21 protein-coding genes are annotated in these 21,139 nt (G+C 73.1%); 14 read left to right on the forward strand and 7 right to left on the reverse strand.

Annotated features, from left to right (window positions below; genetic code table 11):
• Positions 1-70: 70 nt before the first annotated feature.
• On the forward strand, positions 71-1,138 hold the full coding sequence (locus tag E2C05_RS10320) for an alcohol dehydrogenase (protein WP_133219541.1): 1,068 nt from the start codon (positions 71-73) through the stop codon (positions 1,136-1,138).
• Between the two features lie 171 nt (positions 1,139-1,309).
• On the opposite strand, the gene E2C05_RS10325 is transcribed toward E2C05_RS10320, so the two are convergent.
• The 3 genes from E2C05_RS10325 to E2C05_RS10335 form a co-directional block, all read right to left on the reverse strand.
• Positions 1,310-1,945, reverse strand: a complete 636-nt coding sequence (locus E2C05_RS10325) for a nitroreductase family protein (RefSeq protein ID WP_133219542.1) — start codon at positions 1,943-1,945, stop codon at positions 1,310-1,312.
• A 60-nt stretch (positions 1,946-2,005) separates the two neighbouring features.
• Positions 2,006-2,512: a hypothetical protein gene (locus E2C05_RS10330; RefSeq protein ID WP_133219543.1), complete on the reverse strand. Its 507-nt coding sequence runs from the start codon at positions 2,510-2,512 to the stop codon at positions 2,006-2,008.
• Between the two features lie 135 nt (positions 2,513-2,647).
• A complete protein-coding gene (locus E2C05_RS10335) occupies positions 2,648-2,974 on the reverse strand; it encodes a DUF962 domain-containing protein (protein WP_133219544.1) in 327 nt (108 codons plus the stop codon).
• A 91-nt stretch (positions 2,975-3,065) separates the two neighbouring features.
• Here E2C05_RS10335 and E2C05_RS10340 point away from each other — a divergent pair, with 91 nt between their 5' ends.
• The 5 genes from E2C05_RS10340 (at position 3,066) to E2C05_RS10360 (ending at position 10,782) form a co-directional block, all read left to right on the forward strand.
• The gene (locus E2C05_RS10340) at positions 3,066-4,670 is read left to right on the forward strand and encodes an MFS transporter (RefSeq protein ID WP_133219545.1); all 1,605 of its coding nucleotides are present in this window, start codon (positions 3,066-3,068) and stop codon (positions 4,668-4,670) included.
• A 627-nt stretch (positions 4,671-5,297) separates the two neighbouring features.
• Positions 5,298-5,807, forward strand: a complete 510-nt coding sequence (gene dps, locus E2C05_RS10345; protein ID WP_133219546.1) for a DNA starvation/stationary phase protection protein Dps — start codon at positions 5,298-5,300, stop codon at positions 5,805-5,807.
• A gap of 767 nt (positions 5,808-6,574) precedes the next feature.
• Positions 6,575-8,560: a DNA topoisomerase IV subunit B gene (gene parE, locus E2C05_RS10350; RefSeq protein ID WP_133219547.1), complete on the forward strand. Its 1,986-nt coding sequence runs from the start codon at positions 6,575-6,577 to the stop codon at positions 8,558-8,560.
• Positions 8,561-8,772: 212 nt separating this feature from the next.
• Entirely contained in the window at positions 8,773-9,258 is a 486-nt protein-coding gene (locus E2C05_RS10355) for a cupin domain-containing protein (protein ID WP_133219548.1), read from the forward strand.
• 111 nt (positions 9,259-9,369) lie between these two features.
• A complete protein-coding gene (locus E2C05_RS10360; RefSeq protein ID WP_133219549.1) occupies positions 9,370-10,782 on the forward strand; it encodes a M20/M25/M40 family metallo-hydrolase in 1,413 nt (470 codons plus the stop codon).
• An 86-nt stretch (positions 10,783-10,868) separates the two neighbouring features.
• Here E2C05_RS10360 and E2C05_RS10365 read toward each other — a convergent pair whose 3' ends face one another.
• Together E2C05_RS10365 and E2C05_RS10370 are read right to left on the reverse strand one after the other, a co-directional pair.
• Positions 10,869-11,120: a CDGSH iron-sulfur domain-containing protein gene (locus tag E2C05_RS10365; protein ID WP_133219550.1), complete on the reverse strand. Its 252-nt coding sequence runs from the start codon at positions 11,118-11,120 to the stop codon at positions 10,869-10,871.
• Positions 11,121-11,184: 64 nt separating this feature from the next.
• Complete coding sequence (locus E2C05_RS10370) at positions 11,185-11,577, reverse strand: SRPBCC family protein (protein ID WP_133219551.1); 393 nt, start codon at positions 11,575-11,577, stop codon at positions 11,185-11,187.
• Positions 11,578-11,699: 122 nt separating this feature from the next.
• On the opposite strand from E2C05_RS10370, the gene E2C05_RS10375 reads away from it, so the two are divergent.
• Positions 11,700-12,344, forward strand: coding sequence for a bifunctional transcriptional activator/DNA repair enzyme AdaA (locus E2C05_RS10375; RefSeq protein WP_133219552.1), 645 nt, complete (start codon positions 11,700-11,702; stop codon positions 12,342-12,344).
• Position 12,345: 1 nt separating this feature from the next.
• Here E2C05_RS10375 and prpB read toward each other — a convergent pair whose 3' ends face one another.
• On the reverse strand, positions 12,346-13,269 hold the full coding sequence (gene prpB, locus E2C05_RS10380) for a methylisocitrate lyase (RefSeq protein ID WP_133219553.1): 924 nt from the start codon (positions 13,267-13,269) through the stop codon (positions 12,346-12,348).
• Positions 13,270-13,547: 278 nt separating this feature from the next.
• Between prpB and E2C05_RS10385 the strand changes: the two genes are divergently transcribed.
• From E2C05_RS10385 to E2C05_RS10415, 7 genes are all read left to right on the forward strand, one after another.
• The gene (locus tag E2C05_RS10385; protein ID WP_133219554.1) at positions 13,548-14,432 is read left to right on the forward strand and encodes a CoxG family protein; all 885 of its coding nucleotides are present in this window, start codon (positions 13,548-13,550) and stop codon (positions 14,430-14,432) included.
• A 38-nt stretch (positions 14,433-14,470) separates the two neighbouring features.
• Positions 14,471-15,367, forward strand: a complete 897-nt coding sequence (locus E2C05_RS10390; RefSeq protein WP_133219560.1) for an AAA family ATPase — start codon at positions 14,471-14,473, stop codon at positions 15,365-15,367.
• A 241-nt stretch (positions 15,368-15,608) separates the two neighbouring features.
• Complete coding sequence (locus tag E2C05_RS10395) at positions 15,609-16,829, forward strand: vWA domain-containing protein (protein ID WP_133219555.1); 1,221 nt, start codon at positions 15,609-15,611, stop codon at positions 16,827-16,829.
• Positions 16,826-17,161, forward strand: coding sequence for an XdhC family protein (locus tag E2C05_RS10400; protein WP_240046696.1), 336 nt, complete (start codon positions 16,826-16,828; stop codon positions 17,159-17,161). The genes E2C05_RS10395 and E2C05_RS10400 overlap by 4 nt, the downstream gene beginning before the upstream one ends.
• Positions 17,158-17,877, forward strand: a complete 720-nt coding sequence (locus tag E2C05_RS10405; protein ID WP_133219556.1) for an XdhC family protein — start codon at positions 17,158-17,160, stop codon at positions 17,875-17,877. Before E2C05_RS10400 ends, E2C05_RS10405 begins: the two co-directional genes overlap by 4 nt.
• The gene (locus E2C05_RS10410) at positions 17,874-19,523 is read left to right on the forward strand and encodes an NTP transferase domain-containing protein (RefSeq protein WP_133219557.1); all 1,650 of its coding nucleotides are present in this window, start codon (positions 17,874-17,876) and stop codon (positions 19,521-19,523) included. Before E2C05_RS10405 ends, E2C05_RS10410 begins: the two co-directional genes overlap by 4 nt.
• Positions 19,523-19,921 carry a VOC family protein gene (locus E2C05_RS10415; protein ID WP_133219558.1) on the forward strand — a complete coding sequence of 133 codons (399 nt, stop codon included), beginning with the start codon at positions 19,523-19,525 and terminating at the stop codon, positions 19,919-19,921. The genes E2C05_RS10410 and E2C05_RS10415 overlap by 1 nt, the downstream gene beginning before the upstream one ends.
• A gap of 101 nt (positions 19,922-20,022) precedes the next feature.
• Here E2C05_RS10415 and E2C05_RS10420 read toward each other — a convergent pair.
• Positions 20,023-21,139, reverse strand: a 1,117-nt coding sequence (locus E2C05_RS10420) for an amidase family protein (protein WP_133219559.1), incomplete at its 5' end; no start/stop codon positions are given.

Raw genomic sequence — 21,139 nt, forward strand, 5'->3', positions numbered from 1 at the left:
GGCCTGCCTTGACCCCGCACGCGCCCGGGCCTTCCATGCGCCCCCACCCAAATCCAAGGAAGGAAACGCCATGCGCGCCTGGGCCGTCGTCGAGACCGGAAAGCCGCTGCAGGAGATCGAGATGCCGACGCCGGAGCCGACCGGCGCGCAGGTGCTGCTGGAGGTCACCCATGCCGGCGTCTGCCATTCCGACCTGCATATCTGGGAAGGCGAATACGACCTGGGCTCGCGCGGCAAGATGCGGCTGACCGACCGCGGCGTGGTGCTGCCGCTGGCCATGGGGCACGAGATCGTCGGCCGCGTCGTGAAGCTGGGGCCGGAGGCCGCGAACCAGGGCACCAAGGTGGGCGACCTGCGCGTGGTCTACCCTTGGGTCGGCTGCGGCAAATGCGCCATCTGCCAGCGGGAGGAGGAGAACATGTGCCTCACCCCGCGCAGCCTCGGCGTCTACCAGAATGGCGGCTACGCCACGCATGTGCTGGCGACGCATGTGCGGCACCTGGTGGATATCGAGGGCGTCGATCCGGCGCTCGCCGCGACCTATGCCTGCTCGGGCGTCACGGTCTACTCGGCCATCAACAAGCTGCTGCCGCTGGAGCCGAATGAGCCGGTGGTCCTGGTGGGCGCCGGCGGGCTCGGCCTGCAGGCCGTCGCCATCCTCAAGGCGCTGGGCCACCAGCGCATCTGCGCGGTGGATGTGGACCAGAAGAAGCTCGACGCCGCGAAGCAGCAGGGTGCCAGCGACACCGTGCTGGCCGCGGGCGAGGAGACGGCGAAGCGCATCATCGAGGCCTGCGGCGGCCCGGTCGCCGGCATCATCGACCTGGTGAACGGCACGCAGACCGCGCGCTTCGCCTTCGATGCGCTGCGCAAGGGCGGCAAGCTGGTGCAGGTGGGGCTGTTCGGCGGGGAGATGAACATCCCGCTGCCGCTGATGCCGATCCGCGCGCTGACCATCCAGGGCAGCTATGTCGGCAACGTCAAGGAGTTGCGCGCGCTGATCGACATCGCCAAGCAGGGCAAGATCCCCGGCATCCCGGTGGAGACCACGCCGCAGAAGAACGCCGATGCGGTGCTGAACCGGCTGAAGAACGGCCAGATCACCGGGCGCGTGGTGCTGGTGGGCGAGGCGGCCTGAGCAGCGCGTCAAAAAGGTCGGGGAGGGAAACGTCTTGCCTCCCCGAACCCCTCCCTTCCTTTCCGTGAGTCGGCCTGGGCCGCGCGGCAGTAGCCAAGCGTCCAGGAATCGATGCGGGTTGGACGCCAGAGGCGTCCAACGGGACAATACCGTCTCCGCGGCCTTCCCGTTTCACGCGCCCCGCGCGGCCTCCCACGGCTTCCCCCAATCGTCGAGATAGACGATTTCCTCCAGCGGGCCGCGGCCCACGGGGCCGAATTTCCCCATCGGCCAGCCGATCGGCAGGATGGCGTAGCTGTGCACGCCGGGCGGCAGGCCGAGCGCCGCCTCGGCCTCCGCCTCGAAGATCAGGTGCCGCGTCGTCAGCGTGGACCCGAGGCCGAGCGCGCGGCAGGCCAGCAGCATGTTCTGCACCGCCGGATAGATCGAGGCGCCCGACCAGCGGGTCGGCTTGTCGTCCAGCAGGCAGGCGACGATCCAGACCGGCGCCTCATGGAAATACTCGGTCAGGTATTCGACGGCCTGGTGCTGGCGGTGGTACCTCGCGGCATCGGTGCCGGGCGGCGGCGCGCTGCTGGCGTAGCGCGGCCCGATGACCTCGTCATAGGCCTTCTTGTACCAGCGCTGCACGGCCCGCTTCCGTGCCTCGTCGCGCAGCACCAGGAAGCGCCATTTCTGGGTGTTGCCGCCATTGGCGGCGGCGGCGCCGGCGCGCAGCACCTTCAGGACCAGGTCGTCCGGCACCGGGTCGGGCTTCAGCCGGCGCATGGCGCGGGTGCTGTGCATGATCTCGAAGATGTCGGACATCGCGCGGTCCCCTCCCCAGCGTCGCCGAAGCCTCCCATGCGGCGCGGCGACGGCCAAGGCTCAGGGGGTGGGCGCGAAGACCTCGCCGCTGCGCTGGTCGGCGAAGGCCTGGCCGTTCCAGACCAGCCGCTTCTCGCAAGCCGCGCCGCCGCACTGGCTGGCATGCAGCGACAGGGCCAGCACCGGCCGCCCCTGCTGGATCGCGGAGGACCAGCGCTGGGCCGGCACCTCCAGCGCCAGGCGCAGCCCCTGCGGCGAGGTGACGAAGACCCGAAGCTGGCAGCCCGCGCTGCCGCAGAACAGCGGACCCGACGCCCCGCCGCATTCCAGCTTCGCCATGTCGAGGATGACGTCGACCCGGTTGTCAGAGGTCAGCTCGAAATTCGTGTGGTAGCCGGCGCGGATCTCGGGATGGCCACCGGCCTGGCGGCACTGGGCGAAGGCCTCGGCGGTGGTGCGGTTGACGATGTTCGGCGTCGCGGCATTCGGCAGCGGCTGGGGCTGCGCCCGCGCGGCGCCGGCGGCCAGCAGGCCGAGCAGGAGGACGAGGGGGCGGGCGGTCGTCATGGCGGCGCAGCAGGGCTTCCCGTTCCAAACCGCAGGTAACGCAAAGCCGCCCGGCCGGGCAACCTCGGGGCGGGCGCGGCCGCGCCCGGAATGCCGGGCAGCCGGTTCAACCCGCGGATGCGGGGGTGACCTGGCTCAGAGCCCCTGGCGCCGCAGCTCCGCGCCCAGCCGGCCCGTCGCCGCCAGCCAGGCCATGCGCAGGTCGCCCAGCAGCGACCATGCGGGATAGGTGAAGGTCGCCGGCCGGTTGCGCTCGATCGCCATGTGGGAGATCCAGGCGCAGCCATAGCCGATGACAGGCGCCAGCACCGCCAGCCACCAGGGCCCGGCCAGCACCGCCGCCAGGACCAGCGCCGCCCCCGCCCAGGTGCCCGCGACATGCACCGCCCGCGTCGCGGGCCGCGCATGTTCCCGCAGGTAGAAGGGCCAGAACTCCGCGAAGCTGCCGAACCGCTCTGCCATCCATCGCAGGTGGGCGAGCCGCGCCGGCGGCGCAAGCATGTCGCAGGGGTTTCGCTTCCGAACGCGCCGGCGCCGGGCCATGGTGCCCGGCATGGCCTTCCCCACCCCGCGTGCCTTCCTGCCGCTCCGCCACGCCACCTTCCGCACCCTCTGGCTGGCGACGCTGGCGAGCAATATCGGGATGTGGGTGCAGAACACCGGCGCCGGCTGGCTGATGACCAGCCTCGACCCATCGCCGATGATGGTCTCCCTGGTGCAGGCGGCCTCCATGCTGCCGGTCTTCCTGCTGGCCCTGCCCTCCGGCGCGCTGGCCGACATCGTCGACCGGCGGCTGTTCCTGCTCGGCGCGCAGGCCTGGATCCTGCTCATGGCGCTGATCCTGGCGGCGCTGACCGCGACCGGCGAACTGGGCCCCTGGGGCCTGCTGGCGCTGACCTTCGCGATCGGCGCCGGCAGCGCCATGAATTTCCCGGCCTGGGCGGCGACGACGAACGAGCTGGTCCCGCGGGAGGACCTGGTCGGCGCCATCGCGCTGAACGGCATCGGCTTCAACCTAGCCCGCGCGCTGGGCCCCGCGCTCGGCGGCTTCGCCATCGCCGCGGCGGGGCCGGAAGCCGCCTTCGCGCTGAACGCCGTCGCCTTCCTGGTGCTGATCGTCGCCCTGCTGTTCTGGCGCCGGCCGCCGGAGCCGCGCGGCCGCTCGCCGAAGGAACGGCTGGTGCCGGCGATGCGCGCCGGCCTCCGCTTCGTCCAGGGCAGCCCGGCCATGCAGGCGGCGATCCTGCGCGCCTGCACCTTTTTCCTGTTCAGCGCCGCGGTCTGGGGCCTGCTGCCGCTGCTGGTCCGCCAGCGCCTGGGGCTGGGGCCGGAGGCCTTCGGCCTCATGCTCGGCGTCATGGGCGGCTCGGCGGTCGCGGCGGGCTTCGCCCTGCCCGCCCTGCGGGCAAGGCTGGACCGCAGCGCGACGGTGCTGTGGGCGTCGCTCGCCATCTGCCTCGCCATGGCGATCCTGGCGGCGGCGACGCATTGGCTGCCGGCGGCGCTGGGCATGCTCATCTATGGCGCGGCCTGGATCAGCGCCGGCAGCACCCTCTCGGCCTCTGCCCAGCTGGCGGCGCCGGGCTGGGTGCGGGCGCGGGCGATCGCGATCTATCAGCTGAGCTTCTTCGGCGTGATGGCCGGCGGCTCGGCGCTGGCGGGCTGGGTCGGCGGGCGCTTCGGCGTGCCCTGGGCGCTGGGCGCCGCCGCGGCCGGCGGGGCGGTGGCGGCGATCCTGGTGCGCGGCTGGCGGATCGACGCGGTCGCCAGCGCCTCGCCGGAGGCCAGCCCCGCCCGGCCGCCGACGCCGGAGGCACCGGCGGCCGAGCTGCAGGCGCTGCTCGGCGAACGCTCCGGCCGGGTGCTGGAGGAGGTGCGCTACTGCATCGACCCGGCCGAGCGGGCGCCCTTCCTGGCGGCGATGCAGGAGGTGCGGCGCGTCAGGCTCCGCTCGGGCGCCGTCTCCTGGCGGCTCTACGAGGATGTGGCGCATCCGGAGCGCTGGGTGGAGCTCTGGGCGGTGGAAAGCTGGACCGAGCATCTGCGGGAGGAGGCGCGGCGGACGGATTGGGACCGCGCCGCGCTGGCCCGGGCGGCCGCGTTCCACCGGGTGGACGGGCCGCCGGAGGCCTCGCGCTTCATCAACGTGGTGCCCTGACCGGGGGCCGGTCGCCCCGCCGGCGCGGCGGCGCGCATCGGGCCTTTCCGCCGGGAGGGCGCCCAGGCGCGGCGCCCGCCTTAGCGAGTCCGCGGCGGCTGCCGCGTCGCGGATGGTCCCACCACAATCCTCCGACCGACGGACAGCGAATCGCCCGGCAGAGTGCGCGAGGCCGGGGCGGCGGCGGGGGCCGGGCGGATGCGGTCTGCCGCCAGCCGGCGGGGCGGGCTGTCGCCGGCCGGCTCGGCCGTCCGGCCCAGGCCTCGTCGCTGGCCGCGCAGGCGCCGTCTCCTGCCCGAGGCCCGGCCGCCATCCGCGCCACCGGGCCGCGGCGTCGCGGGCGCGGGCAGATCGATGGGAGCGAGCCGGGCCGCCGGAGCAAGCCGGCCGAGGCATCCCCGGCGCTGCGCGCCATGGCACCACGGCGGCCCGGCGGCGTTCCCTGCAAGCAACGGCCGCCTGCGGCCTGGCAGCATCGCCGCCGTCGCGGCAGCGCCGGCGCACGCGGTTGTCATGCCGCCGGGCGGGCTGTCATGCGCTGGCGCATGGCAGGCATCGACGCCCGGGGGATGCGTGGCCCAGACCATGCACCACATCCTGGCGCAACGACACGCAGGAGAGAGAGCCATGGCCGAGAGCAAGTCCAAGCCCACCCACCCGACCCGCAATGACGTGCCGACCAATGCCAAGCAGGTCTCCATCGAGACGCTGCAGGCCTGCCTGGTCGATGCGGTCGACCTCTACAACGCCACCCGGCAGGCGCATTGGAACGTGAAGGGCCGCGATTTCGGGTCGCTGCATCGGCTGTTCGAGGAATTCTACACCGCCCTCGCCACCTCCACCGACGACCTGGCCGAGCGCATCGTCCAGCTGGGCGGCACGGCGAACGGCACGACGCAGACGCTGCAGGCCACGCGCCTGAAGCCCTACCCGACCGACCTTTATGCCGGGCTGGACCATGTGAAGGCGCTGGCCGACCGCTACGCCCAGGTGGCGAAGACCCTGCGCGAGGGCATCGACGAGACCGACGAGGCGGGCGACGCCGACACGGCCGACCTGTTGACCGAGCAGTCGCGTGCGATCGACAAGATGCTGTGGATGCTCGAGGCGCATCTGGAGACCGAGCGGACCGCCTGACCGCCGTTTCCGCCGCGCCGCCGGTAGCCGGCGCGGCGGGTCTGCCCGGCCCGCGGCCTGCCCTGGCGACATGGCGGCGGCTTGCCGGCAGGCAGGGCGCGGGGCCGTAGCGGCGACGCGCCTCTATGCCGCGGCAGCGCGGCGCCCTTCTGCGCGCCAGCGCGGCGTGCGTCCGCCCGGCTTTGGCAGGCAGCCCCGGCGGGGGATATCCCGGCCTTCGGGAGACATCGGCAGGCCGGATCGGCGTGGCGGAGTGCGCCAAGTCATAATGGCCGGTCCCACGCACACCCAAGCACAGCCGGCGACCTTTGCTGATCCCGGCAGCCCTGTCCAGGCGACCGGGCCCGCCAGGGCCGCGATCGATTCCCCGCGCACCCGGGCCGAGGCCGGCGGCTGGCTGGCCTCGGCGGCGACCATGCCGGTGCTGGTGGCGACCCGATAGGCGCCGCGACATCCCGCCACGCCGCCAGTCCGCCCGGCGCGGGTCCGGGCGTCCGGGACACATCGCCCATCGACCCTTGGCCCGCATGGCGCCGAGCGTGGCTGGATCGTCTGGGGACGATCCATCGCCTGCGGCCTTGACGGCGCCGCCCCGTCGCCGGCATGCCGCGGCCGCCGGCAGGGCCGCCATTTGCGGCTTGGCATGGCCGGGCCGGCAGCTGGCGCTGGCCGGTTAGGGCCGGATGCGGGGCCCGGGCACCGACTCGCGCCCGACATTGTATAGGGCCGGCGCGAAAGCTATCTTGGCGGGGTCAGGGGAACAAGACATGAACGACCTGTTCGGCGGCCGCCGCCCCCCGAAAGCCGGGGCAGCCGACGCCGCCTCCTACTCCGCCAAGGACATCGAGGTGCTGGAGGGGCTGGAGCCCGTCCGCCGCCGCCCCGGCATGTATATCGGCGGCACCGACGAGAATGCCCTGCACCACCTGGCGGCCGAGATCATCGACAACGCGATGGATGAGGCGGTGGCCGGCCATGCCGACCGCATCGAGGTCTCGCTGGAAGCCGGCAACTGGCTGACGGTGCGCGACAACGGCCGCGGCATCCCGACCGATCCGCACCCGAAATTCCCCAAGCTCTCCGCGCTCGAGGTCATCCTCACCACCCTGCATTCCGGCGGCAAATTCTCCGGCAAGGCCTACGACACCTCGGGCGGTCTGCACGGCGTCGGCAGCAGCGTGGTGAATGCCCTGTCGGAGAAGCTGGAGGTGGAGGTGGCGCGCGACCGCACGCTCTTCACCCAGGCCTATGCGCGCGGCAAGCCGCTGGGCAAGCTGAAGAATGCCGGGGCCATCCACAACCGCCGCGGCACCACCCTGCGCTTCAAGCCGGACCCGGAGATCTTCGGCAAGCTCGAATTCCAGGCGGCACGGCTGCATCGCCTCTGCCGCTCGAAGGCCTACCTGTACCGGGGCGTCGAGATCCGCTGGTCCTGCGACCCGTCCCTGGTGAAGGACGGCGAGACGCCGGCCAGCGCGGTGCTGCATTTCCCGGGCGGCCTGGCCGATTTCCTCGCCTCCGCCATCGAGGGCCGCGCCCAGGTCGTGCCCGCCCCCTATGTCGGGGAGGCGGCCTTCGCCGAGGGCGCCGGCCGCTGCGAATGGGCCATCACCTGGCTGGAACAGGGCGACGGCTTCCTCTCGACCTATGCGAACACCATCCCGACCCCGCAGGGCGGCACGCATGAGGCCGGGCTGCGCGGCGCCCTGGTCAAGGGCCTGCGCGCCTATGGCGACCTGAAGAAGGAGAAGCGCGCCGCCAGCGTGACGGCCGAGGACCTGCTCGGCGGCATGGCCGGCATGCTCAGCGTCTTCGTGCGGGACCCGCAGTTCCAGGGCCAGACCAAGGAGAAGCTGACCAGCCCGGAAGCCGCGCGCCTGGTCGAGACCGCGTTGCGCGACCATTTCGACCACTGGCTGGCCGGCGACCCGCAGACCGCCGACAACCTCCTCGCCTGGGCGATCGAGCGCGCCGAGGAGCGTATCCGCCGGCGTGAGCAGAAGGACACGCCGCGCAAGACCGCGACCCGCAAGCTGCGCCTGCCCGGCAAGCTGGCCGATTGCAGCCGGGAGAGCGCCGAGGGCACCGAGCTGTTCCTGGTGGAGGGCGATTCGGCCGGCGGCAGCGCCAAGCAGGCGCGCGACCGGGAGACCCAGGCGGTGCTGCCCCTGCGCGGCAAGATCCTCAACGTCGCCTCGGCCTCCGCCGACAAGCTGCGGCAGAACCAGGAGCTGAAGGACCTGATCGAGGCGCTGGGCTGCGGCGCCGGCGACCGCTTCGACATCGCCCGGCTGCGCTATGGCCGCGTCGTCATCATGACCGATGCCGATGTGGACGGCGCCCATATCGCCGCGCTTCTCATGACCTTCTTCTACAAGGAACTGCCTGAGCTGGTGCGGCAGGGCCGGGTGCATCTGGCGCAGCCGCCGCTGTACCGCCTGCAGGCCGGCGGCAAGTCGGTCTATGCCATGGACGATCGCGACAAGGACCGGCTGCAGAAGCGCGAGTTCAAGCCGAGCCAGAAGGTCGAGGTCAGCCGCTTCAAGGGCCTGGGCGAGATGCCGCCGGCGACCCTGAAGGAGACCACCATGGACCCGCGCAAGCGCACCCTGCTGCGCGTGGTGCTGCCGCCGGAGGAGCGCGCGCGCACCTCCGAGCTCATGGACGCGCTGATGGGCCGGCGGCCCGAGCTGCGCTTCCGCTTCATCCAGGAGAATGCGGCGAAGCTGGATGTCGAGGAGGTGGATGTCTGACCCATGGCGGCGGGCCCCGCGGCGCGGGGCCTCCATGCTGCGGCGGCCATGGTGCGGCGGTGGTGGGCCCGGGCCTCTGCCGGCGGGCAGCCACGCGGCCGCGCCTGAACGGCCGCCGCCGGCGGAACGAGACCCCGGCGGCGCCGGCCGCTGCTAGCCTGCCGCTTCGCCGGCCATCCGACCCGGCGGCAGGCAGCGCGGGGAGGTGATCCATGCGGAGGCTTTCGGGACTGGCGGCGGCGATCCTGTGCGGGCTGCTGGCGGCGCCGCCGGATGGCGGGGCGCAGGATGCCGGGCACATGCACCTGATCCCGGACGCGGCGGCGATCCGCTGGCAGCCGGGCCCGCCCGACCTGCCGAAAGGCACGCAGATCGCGGTGCTGGCCGGAGATCCGGGCCAACCCGGCCCCTTCGTGCTGCGGGTGCGCTTCCCGCGGGACAGCCTGGTGCCGCCGCACAGGCATGCGACCGCCGAGAACCTCACCGTGCTGTCCGGCACGCTCCACCATGCGATGGGCGAGCGGCTCGACCGCGAGCGGAGCGAGCGCCTGGGCCCGGGCGCCTTCGTCTTCCTGCCCGGCATGATGCCGCATTCCGTCTGGACCTCGGGCGAGGAGTCGGTGGTGCAGGTGACCGGGACCGGTCCCTTCGGGCTGATCTACGTCAACCCGGCGGACAGCCCGGCCCGCGCCCGCTGACCGGGCGCGGCAAGCCGGTCGGCGGCATGCCCTCGCGGCCGGGCCGCGCCCGGTTGCCCGCGCCCCGCGCCTGACCCAATCTGCGCCGCCTCAGCGAAGGGACGGCGGAGCATGAGCGAGCGCGTGGCGGACCACCTGGCCGGGCAGAAGGATGCGATCCTCGACCGGCTGCTGACGCTGATCCGCTTCCCCTCGGTCAGCACCGATCCGGCCTTCGCCGAGGGCATGCGCGGCGCCCGTGAATTCCTGCTCGACCGGCTGCGCGCCATGGGCCTGACCGAGGCGCGGCTGCTGGAACCCGCCACCCCCGTGCCTGGCGGCCAGCCGGCCATCTTCGCCGCCTGGACCGGCGCCGGGCCGGACAAGCCGACCATCATGATCTACGGCCATTACGACGTGCAGCCCGCCGACCCGTATGAGCTGTGGACCACCCCGCCCTTCGAGCCCGCCATCCGCGACGGCCGGATCTATGCCCGGGGCGCCAGCGACGTGAAGGGCTCCACCACCATCGCGATCGAGACGGTGGGCGCCTTCCTTGCGGTCGAGGGCGGCTGCCCGGTCAACATCAAGCTGTTCCTGGAAGGCGAGGAGGAGATCGGCTCCCCCTCCCTCCCCGCCATCATCGCGGCGCATCGCGACCTGCTGCGGGCGGATGCCATGCTGTCAGCCGATGGCGGTGGCGCCGCCGGGCCACGGCCACAGCTGAACATCGGCTGCCGCGGCATCTGCGCCCTGCAGTTCAGCCTGCGCACCGCGAAGAAGGACGCGCATTCGGGGAAAGTGGGCGGCGCCATGCGCAACGCCCTGCACGAGATGGCGAAGCTGGTCGCCACCCTCCATGACGAGCAGGGCCGCGTCGCGGTGGAGGGCTTCGAGGCCGGCGTCCCGCCGCTGTCCAACACCATCCGGGCCGAGGCCGCCTCGCTGCCGCTCGATGAGGCGGCCTGGTATGCCGAGTTCGGTGCCGCGCCCTATGGCGACCCCGCCTACAGCGTCCGCGAGCGCACCACGCTGCGCCCGACCGTCGAGGTGAACGGGATGTGGGGCGGCTATACCGGCGCCGGCGGCAAGACGGTCACCCCCGCCGAGGCCCATGCCAAGCTGACCATGCGCCTGATCCCGGGGCAGGAGCCGGAGGTCGCGCAGGCCGCGGTGAAGGCGCATATCGAGCGCCATGCGCCGAAGGGGGTCGAGCTGTCCTTCGACTACCGGCCCGGCGGCACCCGCGCCTTCACCCTGGCCGCCGACCACCCGCTGCGCGCCGCCGCCGCCGCCGTGCTGCGGCGGGAGAAGGGCGGCGAGCCGGCGGTGACGCGCCTCGGCGGCACGGTGCCGATCACCACGCTGTTCCAGGAACAGCTCGGCATCAGCAGCCTGATGTTCGGCCTGGCCAGCCCGGACGAGGATGCGCATGCGCCGAACGAGTTCTTCCGCGTCGCCTCGCTGGAGGAGGGGCTGCGGCTCTGGCCGATGATCCTGACGGAGCTTGGCCGGATGCGCGCCGCCGATTTCCAGGGGCGGTGATGGCGGTCTGCGCGGCGGCCGCGCGCCAGCCGCGCCGAGGCAACGACCAGCACTCGGGCTGGCCGGCCCCCAGGGCACGCCCGGCGCTACAGCGCCTTGTGCTTCCCGTCGCAGAGCGGCGCCTTGCCGGTCGCCTTGCAGCCGCAGAACCAGACGCGGCCATCCGCGGCGGCGGTATACTGCAACGGCGCGAAGGCGCTGCCCTTGTGGCTGCCGTCGCAGAAGGGCTGCTTCTTCGAATTGCCGCAGGTGCACCACCAGTAGCTGCGGCCGGCCTCCACCTCGATCGGGTAGGGTGCCTTCTGCGCGATGGTGGGCTGCGGCGTCGGCTCGGACATGGCGGTTCCCCCCGGGGTCAGCGGCGGGCAGCTTCGAATGCCGGCGCCGCGGCTGTCCAGCCCGTCAGGCGGCCTCCAGCGTCGCCTTCATCCCCGCCAGGCCCCCCTCCATCAGCCCGGCGACCAACGCCGCCTCCCGGTCCGGCAGCAGGTCGGCGGTCCAGGTGACGCGCGCGCCGCCCGCCGCCGGTTCCACCACCAGCGAGGCGTTGTGGTGCTCGAACCACGGGTCCCGCACCGACCAGACCAGCCGCCGCGCCGCATCGTCGCAGGCCACGATCACCTCGCGCAGCACGCGGCCGCTGGCGAAGGTGACGAGGCGCGCGCCTGGCTCCAGCCGCGTCTCCGTGACGAAGCCGGGCACCAGCCTGCGGTGCAGCGCGCCGACATCGCGGATGGCGTCCCAGGCCGCCTCCGGCGGCACTGCAATTAGTGTTTCCCTGCGGATCGAGGCCAAGGCTCCCTCCTCCCTGTGCAGGCCGGCACTCTGGCGCGCCGCCGCCGCCGCGGCTGGCCGAATTCGGACGCGGTCATCCGGCCGCCGCTGCACCGTCTGACCGGGCGTGGCAGGATCGGGCCATGGACCTGCCGCCGGCCCCGGAGGATCTCGACTTCGCCGCCTGCGAGCGTGCGCGCTACGCCCGCGACCCGGCCTGGGACGGCGTGATCTTCATCGGGGTGCGCAGCACCGGGATCTATTGCCGGCCGGTCTGCCCGGCGCGCCAGCCGCTCTCGCGCAATGTCCGCTACTACCGCAGCGCCGCGGCGGCAGAGGCGGCCGGCCACCGTCCATGCCTGCGCTGCCGGCCGGAAACGGCGCCCTTCTCCCCCGCCTGGAACGGCACCCGCAGCACGGTCGGGCGGGCGCTGCGGCTGATCGAGGCCGGGGCGCTGGACACCGGGACGGTGGCGGCGCTGGCGGAGCGCCTCGGCCTCGGCCCGCGGCACCTGACCCGGCTCTTCGAGCGGCATCTCGGCGCCAGCCCGGCCGCGGTCGCGCGCACGCGGCGCGTCCAGCGCGCCAAGCGGCTGATCGACACGACCCATCTGACGATGACCGAAATCGCGGCGCAGGCGGGGTTCGCCAGCCTGCGCAGCTTCAACGCGGCGTTCCGGGCGGCCTATCGCTGCGCGCCCACCGACCTGCGGCGAAAAGAACGTGGGGGGCTTTGCCCCCCTCGACCTCCCCCCACCAGGGGTCAGGCGACCCCCGGACCGGCCTGAGTCAGCCGCGCTGCGGCATGCCCGTGGGGATCACCGTCTTCACCAGCGTCGCGTCCAGCGCCTCGTACTCGTGGTAGCCGATGGCGGCATACAGCTCGGCGCGGGTCTGCATCCGGTCCACCATCCGGTGCGTGCCGCCATGCTCGCGGATGGAGGCATAGAGCTCCTCGATCGCCTTCGAGGCCACCCGCAGATGGGAGACCGGCCAGATCACCATGGAATAGCCCATCGCCTGGAACTCGGCCGCCGTGAAGAAGGGCGTCCGGCCGAACTCGGTCATGTTGGCCAGCAGCTTCACGCCGGGCATGCGGCGGGCGAATTCCTCGAACATCTCGCGCGTGGTGAGCGCCTCGGGGAAGATCGCGTCCGCCCCTGCCTCCAGGTACAGCTTCGCCCGGGCCACCGCGCCGTCCATGCCCTCGCTGGCGGCCGCATCGGTGCGCGCGATGATATAGAGGTGCTTGCGGGCCTTGCGCGCGGCGGCGCATTTCGCCGCCATGTCGTGGGCGTCGGCCAGCTTCTTGTCGTTCAGGTGGCCGCATTTCTTCGGCAGAAGCTGATCTTCCAGATGCACCGCGCCGGCCCCCGCCTCCTCGAAGGCGCGGACCATGTGCATGACGTTCAGCGCCTCCCCATAGCCGGTGTCGCCATCCACCAGCATGGGCAGGCTGGTGGCGCGGCTGACCTGGCGGATCCAGAAGCAGACCTCGTCCACCGTTATCATGCCGAGATCGGGCAGACCCATGGTCGCGGTCATCGCGGCGCCGGAGAGGTACAGCGCCTCGAACCCCGCCTTCTTCGCCAGCAGCGCGGCCATGCCGAAATGCGCGCCCGGCATCTGCAGGATCTCCGGCCGGTCCAGCAGGCGGCGGAAGCGGAGCCCCGCGGGCTCGTCCGGGACATCGGCACCGATCACATAGGGCATGGCATCTCTCTCGGGCTGAGAAGGGGGCGGCCGAGAACAAGCGCCCGACCCGGCGATCTGTCAATTTCGAAGCACCCCCGGCCACGATAGCCGTTTCGTATCGCCGCCCGCCCGGGTCCTCACGCCTGCGGGAAACTCCGCCGCGGCCGCGTGGGCCGGGCACCGCCGCCGCCCCGCCGCGTTGCCCACCCGCCCAAAGCACCACCGACCGGCCCGGGCGCGGGGGTTTTCCTCCCCCCCGCCCGCCACTAAGGTCCGATCGAATTCGGGAGCAGACCATGGAAATGACCGGCGAGCGGCGCATCCCCGCGCCGCGCCAGCAAGTCTGGGAAGCACTGAACGACCCGGAGGCGCTGCGCGCCTCCATCCCCGGCTGCGAATCCGTCGAGCGCACGGCCGAGGACCAGTTCCAGGCGCGCGTCGCCGTGAAGCTCGGCCCCATGGCGGCCAAGTTCGGCGGCAAGGTGAAGCTCGAGAACATCAACCCGCCCGAGAGCTATACGATCTCCGGCGAGGGCAATGGCGGCGCCATGGGCTTCGCCAAGGGCGGCGCCGATGTGCACCTTGAGGAGGTCGGGCCGAGCGAGACCCTGCTGAAATACCAGGTGAAGGCGCAGGTCGGCGGCAAGATGGCGCAGCTCGGCGGCCGGCTGATCGACAGCACCGCCAAGCAGATGTCGGACCAGTTCTTCGACCGCTTCGCCGCGCTGCTGACCCCGGCGCCGGCCATGGCGGGCGGGACGGATGCCCAGCCGGAGGCCGCCACCGCCCCGGCGCCCTCGGGCGGCAAATTCCCGACCGAGGACCGCAGCGCCCCCGAGGACGCCGCCAACATCGCGGCCGGCGCGGCGATCGAAAGCGGCGCCAACCGCGCCGCCACCGACCAGCGCGTCGCCGCCGCGGCCCAAGGCACCCCGGCCGCCAATACGGATACGGAGTACCTGAAGGATCCCGGCGCGTCCGGCCCGCTGACCCAGCATGGCGCCGAGGGGCCGAGCGCCGGCGGCGGCAAGCCGGTCTACCGCCCGAACCCCCGCCCGGCGGACCCGGTGGCGCTGCAGCCGCTGCGCATGATGCTGATGATCGAGCCCTTTGGCCTGCCGCTGCAGTTCTGGATCGGCTGCGTCCTCATGCTCGGCATCCTGGCACTGATGTTCCTGTGAGCGACGCCGCAACGCCAGCCAAGGCCGTCGCCGCGGACCTGCCCGGCAGCGTCGAGGCCACCCAGCAGCTGCTTGCCCGCGGCGGCTATGTCGCGGACAAGGCGCTGGCGACCACGGTCCACCTGGCGCTGCGCATGGGACGGCCGCTCTTCCTCGAGGGCGAGCCGGGCACCGGCAAGACCGAGATCGCCAAGGTCCTGGCGAAGGAGCTGCCGCGCCGGCTGGTGCGGCTGCAATGCTATGACGGCCTCGACCTCTCGGCCGCGGCCTATGAGTGGAACCATGCCCGCCAGCTGATGGCCATCCGCCTGGCCGAGGCAAGCGGCGCCGCGCAGGACCGCGCGGCGCTGGAACGCGGCATCTATGCCCGGGAATTCCTGCAGGAACGGCCGCTGCTGCAGGCGCTGTCGCCCGAAGGCGGCCCGGCCGTCCTGCTGATCGACGAGCTGGACCGCGCCGACGAGCCCTTCGAGGCCTTCCTGCTGGAGATCCTGGCGGATTTCCAGCTCTCGGTGCCCGAGCTCGGCACCATCCGCGCCGCGGTGCCGCCGGTCGTCATCATCACATCCAACCGCACCCGCGAAGTCCATGACGCGATCCGGCGGCGCTGCCTGTACCACTGGGTGGACTACCCCGACGCGGCGCGCGAACGCGCCATCCTGAGGATCCGGGCGCCGGGCGTGCCGGAACGGCTCTCCGCTCAGGTCGTCGCCTTCGTGCAGCGGCTGCGCGGCGGCGACTACTTCAAGCTGCCGGGCGTGGCCGAGACCATCGACTGGGCGGCCGCCCTCGCGGCGCTGGACGCCGAGGAACTGGAACCCGCCGCGGTGGACGAGACGCTGGGCGTGCTCCTCAAGTACCAGGACGACATCGCCAAGCTGCGCGGCGCCGAGGCGGCCAGGCTGGTCGGCGAGGCCAAGCAGGCAGCGGCGTGAGCGCCTCGGTGGTGCGGGCCGCCCTGGTGGGGCGGGCCTGCAGAGCGGGCGCTGCCCCCTCTGCACTCCCCCGCCGGGGATCGAACCGCCCCCCGCACCCCCGTCCAGGTTTATCGCCGGGGCGGTGGACTCCAGCGGGGTCCCCCGCACCGGCGATGACTCGAGGGTTCCAGGGGCCCTTCGGCCCTTGGCAGGGGAATGCAGGGGGGACGGCGTCCCCCCTGCGGCGACCGGCGCACCCATGAGCGAATTCGCTGCCATGGATGCGCTCACCAAGCCATCCGGCCGGGCGCTCGCCGACAACCTGCTGGCCTTCGCGCGGCTGTTGCGGCGGACCGGGCTGCGGGTCGGCACCGCCGATGTGCTGGCGGCGGCGGATGCGCTGTCGCTGGTCGACATCGCCGACCGGCGCCAGGTGCATGCCGCGCTGCGGGGCGTGATGGTGCGCCGGCACGAGGATTTCGCCGTCTTCGACCAGGCCTTCCTGCTATTCTGGCGCGATCCGGAGGCCGGGCGGAACGCCGCCGCCATGGCGATGCTGGAGGGATTCAAGGAGCGGCAGAAGGCCCCGCCCACCAGCCGCCGGGTGGCGGAGGCGATGACGCCGCCGAAGCAGGCCCCGAACCAGCGCCCGCCGGAGCCGGAGGAGAAGCCGCCGATCGAGGTGGCGATGACGGTGTCCGAGCGTGAGCGCCTGCAGTCCATGGATTTCGAGGCCATGTCGGCCACCGAGATCGCCGAGGCGAAGCGGGAGATCGGCAAGCTGGTCCTGCCGCTGGACGAGCGCCGGACCCGCCGCTTCCGTCCCGACCCGCGCGGGCCGGTGGTGGACCTCCGCGCCACCATCCGGGCAAGCCTGCATGAGGGCGGGGAGATCCTGGCGCTCGCCCGCAAGCGCCAGGTGACCCGCCCGCCGCCGCTGGTCGCGCTCTGCGACATCAGCGGCAGCATGGCGCGCTATGCGCAGATCCTGCTGCATTTCCTGCATGCCGTGACCAACGACCGCGACCGCGTCAGCAGCTTCCTGTTCGGCACGCGGCTCACCAACGTGACCCGGCAGCTCAAAAGCCGCGATCCGGAGGTGGCCTTCGAGCTGGTCTCGCATGTCGTGCCGGACTGGTCGGGCGGCACGCGGATCGGCGAATCGCTGGAATTGTTCAACCGCCACTGGTCGCGGCGGGTCCTGGGCCAGGGCGCGGTGGTGCTGCTGATCACCGACGGGCTGGACCGGGAGGGGGCGAAGGGCCTCGCCGAGGCGACCGACCGGCTCCGCCATTCCTGTCGCCGGCTGATCTGGCTGAACCCCCTGTTGCGATACGAGGGCTTCCAGCCCAAATCCCAGGGGATACGGGCGATGCTGCCGCATGTGGACGACTTCCGTCCGGTGCATAACCTGCAGTCCCTGCGGTCGCTGGTGGAGACACTCAGCGGCCCGCAGCCCGTGAGGAGGATCGCGGCATGAGCGATGCTGGCATGAGCGATGCTGAGGACATCCTGGCGACCGCGGCCGGGTGGCGCGCGGCGGGGGAGACGGTGGCGCTCGCGACCGTGGTGGAGACCTGGGGCTCCTCGCCCCGCCCGGCCGGCTCGCGGCTGGCGGTCAGCGCCTCCGGCAAGCTGGCCGGCAGCGTCTCCGGCGGCTGCATCGAGGGCGCGGTGGCCGATGCCGCCAGGCAGACCATGCAGTCGGGCACGCCGCAGCTACTCGATTTCGGCATCTCGGACGAGCGTGCCTGGGAAGTCGGCCTGGCCTGCGGCGGCAAGCTGAAGGTCTTCGTGGAGAAGCTCTCGTGACGCCGGAGGTGCTGGCGGCGCTGCAGGCGGCCCGGGCCGCCAAGCGCCCGGTGGCGCTGCTGACCCGCCTGAGCGATGGCGCGCAGCGCCTCTGGCCCGACATGGACCTGCCAGGGCCGCTGGCCGAGGCGGCGCGGACGGCGCTGCGCGACGACGCGGCGCAGAACGCGTCGCTGGAGGGCGAGGCCTGGTTCGTCCACCCGCACAACCCGCCGCTGCGGCTGATCGTGGTCGGCGCCGTGCATATCGCGCAGGCGCTGGTGCCGATGGCGCAGACCGTCGGCTTCGCGGTGACGGTGGTGGACCCGCGCCGCGCCTGGGCGACGGCCGACCGCTTCCCGGGCATCACCCTGATCCATGAATGGACCGATGACGCCATGGCCGCGCTGGCGCCGGATTCCCGGACGGCGGTGGTGACGCTGACGCATGACCCGAAGCTGGACGACCCCGCGCTCGACGTCGCGCTGAAGTCGGAGGCTTTCTATGTCGGCGCCCTCGGCAGCCGCCGCACCCATGCCAAGCGGCTGGCGCGGCTGACGGAGGCCGGGCATGGCGAAGCGGCGATGGCCCGCATCCATGCCCCGGTCGGCCTCAACATCGAGGCGGTGACGGCGCCCGAGATCGCGCTGTCGATCCTGGCCGAGGTGGTCGCCGCCCGCCGCGGCGCCGCCCTGGCGACGCGGGCCGTGCCGGCGCAGGCGGCGGCCGCGGCATGATCTTCGGGCCCACCCCGCTGGACGAGGCGCGCGGCGCCGTGCTCGCCCACACCATCCGCCTGCAGGGCCGCGTCCTCAAGAAGGGCACGGTGCTGGACCAGGCGGCGATCGGCGCGCTGCAGCAGGGCGGGCATGGCAGCGTCATCGCCGCCCGGCTGGAACCCGGCGACGTGCCGGAGGACGAGGCGGCCGACCGCCTGGCCAATGCGCTGATGGGGCCGCTGCTGTCGCGCTCCCGCGCCTCGACCGGGCGGGTGAACCTCTTCGCCGAGAGCAGCGGCTTGCTGGTCGTCGACCCGGCGGTGGTGAACCGGCTCAACGCGCTGGACGAATCCCTCACCCTGGCCACCCTCGCCTCGCATGTCCCGGTGGCGGCGAAGGAGATGGTGGCGACCATCAAGGTCATTCCCTTCGCCGTGCCCGGCCCCGTGCTGCAGGTGGCCGAGGCGATGGCGCGGCAGGGCGCGACGGCGCTGTCCCTGCACCCCTTCCGCCCCTTGAAGGTCGGCTTGGTGCTGACCGAGCTGCCGGGGGTGAAGGAAAGCGTGATGGAAGGCGCGGTCGAGGCGACGCGCGACCGGGTCGAGGCGCTGTGCGGCGCGCTGCTGCCGCCGGAGCGGACACGGCACGAGACGACGCCGATCGCCGATGCGCTGAACCGGCTGCGCCGCCAGGGCTCGCAGATCCTGCTGATCGCGGGCGCCTCCGCCGTGGTGGACCGGCGCGATGTCGGCCCGGCCGCCATCGTGCGCGCCGGCGGGTCCATCGACCATTTCGGCATGCCGGTGGATCCGGGCAACCTGATCTGCCTCGGGCATATCGACGACATCCCGGCCCTGGTCCTGCCGGGCTGCGCCAAGTCGCCCAAGCTGAACGGCATCGACTGGGTGCTGCAGCGGCTCTTCGCCGGCCTGGCCGTGACGCCGCGGGACGTCATGGGCATGGGCGTCGGCGGCCTGCTGAAGGAGATCGAGGCACGGCCCCTGCCCCGCGCCGAGGCCGCGAATGCCCCCGCCCCGGCCCAGGCGCCGCGCCGGCCGCGGCAGGTGGCGGCGCTGGTCCTGGCGGCCGGCCGCAGCCGGCGCATGGCGCCGCTGAACAAGCTGCTGGTGCCGGACGAGACCGGCACGCCGATGGTGGCGCGGGTGGTGGAGAATGTGCTCGCCTCCCGCGCCCGCCCGGTGGTGGTGGTGACGGGGCATGAGCGGGAGCGGGTGGAGCAGGCGCTGGCCGGCCGCGCCGTGCGCTTCGCCCATGCCGAGGACTATGCCGAGGGGCTGTCGGCCAGCCTGAAGGCCGGGCTGGCCGCCCTGCCGGAGGAGGTGGAGGGGGTGGTCATCTGCCTCGGCGACATGCCGCTGGTTGCCGGCCCGATGATCGACCGGCTGATGGCGCATTTCGACCCGGAGGAAGGCCGCGCCATCGTCATGCCGACCTTCCGCGGCAAGCAGGGCAACCCGATGCTCTGGGCGGTCGAATTCCTGCCGGAGATGATGGCGATCAACGGCGATGTCGGCGCCCGCCACCTGGTCGGCAAGCATGCCGACCGGATGGTGGAGGTGGAGATGGCCGACGACGCCGTGCTGCGCGACTTCGACACGACGGAGGCGTTGAAGAAGGCGCCGGGCTTCGCCGGGGTGCGGTGATGCGCGCCACCCCCTACCTCTATTTCCGCGGCGATTGCGAGGCGGCGCTGGGCTTCTACGCCGCCAGCGGCCTGGGCAGCGTCGTGACGCTCCTGCGCTATGCCGACACGCCCATGCCGGACCATGGCGGCGGCGCCTGGCGCGACAAGGTGGCGCATGCGCTGTTCGAGGGCCCGGGACTGCGGCTGCAGGCCTCGGACGGGCCGGATTCGGAGCCGATGAAGGGCTGCGCCATCCTGATCGAGCCTGCCGGCCTGGCGGCGGGGGAGGCGCTGTTCGCCGCGCTCTCGGCCGGCGGCCGGGTGACGATGCCCCTCGCCCGGCAGTTCTGGGGCGACCACTACGGCAATCTCACCGACCGCTTCGGGGTGCAGTGGGCGGTGAACATCGCCGCCTGATCACCGGCGGCCCTCCGCCGACCGGGCGGCGGGATCCGCCGTGGCTTTCACCTTCCCCCGCCCCCCCCTTGGCGCGCGCAGGCGCCCGGGCGCCGCCGGCGTCACCCCGCCGCCTGCCGCACCCATTCCGCCCAGCCCAGCACCGCCGCATCCTGCCCGAAGCCGCCGACGACCTGCACGCCGAGCGGCAGGCCCTTCGGCCCGGTGCCCGCCGGCACCGTCGCGCAGGGCACGTGCAGCAGGGTCCAGAGCGAGTTGAAGGCCGGGTCGCCGGTGGCGCCCAGTCCTTCCGGCGCCTCGCCCGGCGCGCTCGGCGTCAGCACCGCGTCGAAGTCGCGCATGGCATCGGCGAAGGCGGCCCGCGCCGCGGCGAAGGCGGCGCGGCCGGCCGCCACGCCCTCCGGGCCGAAGGCCCGGCCCTTCGCCATGTTCTCCCGCAGGATGGGCGAGAGTTGCGCGGCGGCATGGTCCAGTTCCCAGGCCAGGGCCTCGGCGCTCTCGCCATTCATGACGGCGGGGTGCGCCGCCAGCCCAGCCGCCACCGCCGGCGGCAGGTCCAGCGCGGTGACGCTCGCCCCCGCCTTCGCCGCGTCAGCCGCCACGCGGTCGAGCAGCGCACGGGTCTCGGGCGCCGCCTTCTCGGCGGTCGGGCCCCAGCACAGGGCAAGGCGCGGCGCGCGGTCCGGCTTCGCCTCCGGCGTGCCGAAATCGGCGCCGGTGAGACCGGCCATGACCAGCGCCGCGTCGCCCGGGCTGCGGGTGATGACGCCGATGGTGTCGAGCGATTCGCTCATCACCTTCATCCCGGCCCGGTGCAGCGTGCCGTAGCTGGGCTTGAAGCCGACCGCGCCGCAGAAGGCAGCCGGGCGGATGATGCTGCCCGCGGTCTGGGTGCCGAAGCCGGCATGGAAGAACCCCGCCGCCGCCCCGGCCGCCGAGCCGGAGGAACTGCCGCCCGGCGTATGCGCCGGATTGGCCGGGTTGGCCGTCGGGCCCGGGAAGCGGGTGGCGAATTCCGTCGTCACCGTCTTGCCGAGGACCACGGCGCCGGCCCGCCGCGCCAGGGCGACGCAGGCGGCATCGGCGCGCGGCCGGTGCCCCGCCCAGATGGGCGAGCCGTACTGGGCGGGCTGGTCAGCGGTGTCCAGCACGTCCTTCACCCCGAGCGCCAGGCCGTGCAGCGGCCCGCCCGCCCGCCCGGCCGCCCGCGCCGCGTCG

It is taken from the genome of Paracraurococcus ruber, from assembly GCF_004353985.1.
Taxonomy (GTDB): Bacteria; Pseudomonadota; Alphaproteobacteria; order Acetobacterales; family Acetobacteraceae; genus Paracraurococcus; species Paracraurococcus ruber.